The sequence below is a fragment of the Curtobacterium sp. MCBA15_013 genome, from assembly GCF_001865095.1.
Classification (GTDB): domain Bacteria; phylum Actinomycetota; class Actinomycetes; order Actinomycetales; family Microbacteriaceae; genus Curtobacterium.
This window is the reverse complement of sequence record NZ_MJGQ01000024.1, coordinates 3,362-5,665: the sequence shown is the minus strand read 5'-3', so window position 1 is coordinate 5,665 and position 2,304 is coordinate 3,362. Positions and strand designations below refer to the sequence as shown.

Sequence of the window (2,304 nt, the reverse complement as noted above, 5' to 3'; positions counted from 1 at the left end):
CGGCGACGTCGACCACGAAGTCCTGGCCGTCGGCGCGCTCGTGGTCGAAGACCCCGTGGTGGCCGCGTGCGCGGACCCCGGTCAGTCGGATGGTGTCCCTCACGATCGAGCTGCCCTCCAGGCGTCCCAGACGTCGAGCACGGCACGGGTCGGTGCCGGGTCGTGCACGCGCACACCCCACGCCCCGCGCTCGGCGGAGAGCAGGCTGATGGCGGCGGTGGCGAGGTCGCGCTCCTTCGGGGCGGCACCGGCAGCGCTGCCGACCCCGTCGAGGAAGCGCTTGCGTGAGGCGGCGACGAGCACCGGCAGGCCGATCGATGCGAACCGCTCGTAGCCCGCCAGGATCTCCCAGTTCTGCACGCCCTGCTTGGCGAAGCCGAGGCCCGGGTCGATGACGACCTGTTCCTGGCGCACCCCGAGGACGATGAGCTCGGCGACGCGGAGTTCGACCTCGCGCCGGACCTCGTCGACGGCGTGCACGTACTCGGCGTTGCGGTACATCCGGTCGCTGTGCCCGCGCCAGTGCATGACGACGAACCCGGCACCCGTGTCACGGACGACTCGCGCCATGTCGTCGTCGGCCAGCCCACCGGAGACGTCGTTCACGATGGCGGCGCCGAGGTCCACCGAACGCTCGGCGGTCGAGGCGTTCATCGTGTCGACGCTCACCGTGATCCCCTCGGCCACGAGCTGCTGCACGACCGGGAGCACCCGCTGCTGCTCGGCCTCGACGGGGACGCGCTCCGACCCCGGCCGGGTCGACTCCCCACCGACGTCGACGATGTCGGCCCCGGCGGCGACGAGTTCACGGGCGTGCTGCACCGCGGCGTCGTACGCCTGGTGCAGACCGCCGTCGCTGAAGGAGTCCGGCGTGACGTTGAGGATCCCCATCACCCGGGTCCGGTCGTCGGCCGGCGCACCGCGGTCACGGTCGCGCCGTCGACCGGTCACGATCTCCGGCACCGGTGCTGGTGCCCGGAGGTCGATCGCGACCGTCGGCGGCTCGGCTGCTGCGGCCCGCGCCTGGCTCACCTCGGCGAGCCGACGCGAGCGCCTCGTCGGCAGGTCCGTCATGCCGGCCTACGCGGGGGCGATACCCGGGTTGCCGAAGGGACGGCGACGGGGCTTCGACGACTCGTGGTCGGACTGCTCGGACGCGGTCGAGGCGGCCTTGCCCGGCACCTCGATGGCGGGCAGGTTGCTCACCGGACGCTTGTCGCTGGAGAGCCACTGCGGGCGCTCCGGCAGCTTGCGGACGTCCTTGAAGATCTCCACCAGCTCCGGGGCGTCGAGGGTCTCCTTCTCGAGGAGCTCGCCGGCCAGACGGTCGAGGATGTCGCGGTTGTCGTTGAGCACCTGGTAGGCCTCGTCGTGCGCGGCCTCGAGCAGGGCACGGGTCTCGGCGTCGACCGTCTCGGCGATGTTCTCCGAGTAGTCGCGGCTGGTCCCGCCGCTCATGTCGCGACCGACGAACGGCTCGCTCGACCCGGAGCCGAGCTTGACGGACCCGACGGCACGGCTCATGCCGTACTCGGTGACCATCTTGCGCGCGGTACCGGTGGCCTTCTCGATGTCGTTCGACGCACCCGTGGTCGGGTCGTGGAAGACGATCTCCTCGGCGACGCGACCACCCATGGCGTAGGTGAGCTGGTCGAGCAGTTCGTTGCGGGTGACGGAGTACTTGTCCTCGAGCGGGAGCACCATCGTGTAGCCGAGGGCACGGCCGCGCGGGAGGATCGTGATCTTCGTCACCGGGTCGGTGTGGCGCATGGCAGCGGCCGCGAGGGCGTGACCACCCTCGTGGTAGGCCGTGATGAGGCGTTCCTGGTCGGACATGATGCGCGTACGGCGCTGCGGTCCGGCCATGACGCGGTCGACGGCTTCGTCGAGGGCGCGGTTGTCGATGAGCTGCGCGTTCGAGCGGGCCGTCAGGAGCGCGGCCTCGTTCAGGACGTTCGCCAGGTCGGCGCCGGTGAAGCCCGGCGTCTTGCGGGCGAGGAGCTCGAGGTCGACGCTCGCGGCGAGCGGCTTGCCCTTCGCGTGCACCTCGAGGATCTGCTGGCGGCCGGCGAGTCCAGGGGCGTCGACGCCGATCTGGCGGTCGAAGCGACCGGGGCGGAGGAGCGCCGGGTCGAGGACGTCGGGACGGTTCGTCGCCGCGATGAGGATCACGTTGGTCTTGCCGTCGAAGCCGTCCATCTCGACGAGGAGCTGGTTCAGCGTCTGCTCGCGCTCGTCGTTGCCGCCGCCGATGCCGGCGCCACGGTGACGACCCACGGCGTCGATCTCGTCGATGAAGACGAT

At 71.2% G+C, this 2,304-nt stretch carries 2 protein-coding genes; both read right to left on the bottom strand.

What is annotated here, in order from left to right; genetic code table 11:
* Positions 1-99 precede the first annotated feature (99 nt).
* Positions 100-1,074, bottom strand: coding sequence for a dihydropteroate synthase (gene folP, locus BIV01_RS12690; RefSeq protein ID WP_083414018.1), 975 nt, complete (start codon positions 1,072-1,074; stop codon positions 100-102).
* Between the two features lie 6 nt (positions 1,075-1,080).
* Positions 1,081-2,304: ATP-dependent metallopeptidase FtsH/Yme1/Tma family protein (locus BIV01_RS12685; RefSeq protein WP_139199346.1), on the bottom strand; the 1,224-nt coding region annotated here is incomplete at its 5' end.

Excerpts from the sequence above, each read along its gene's own strand:
- folP (WP_083414018.1), bottom strand. The coding sequence starts at position 1,074 with ATGACGGACCTGCCGACGAGGCGCTCGCGTCGGCTCGCCGAGGTGAGC.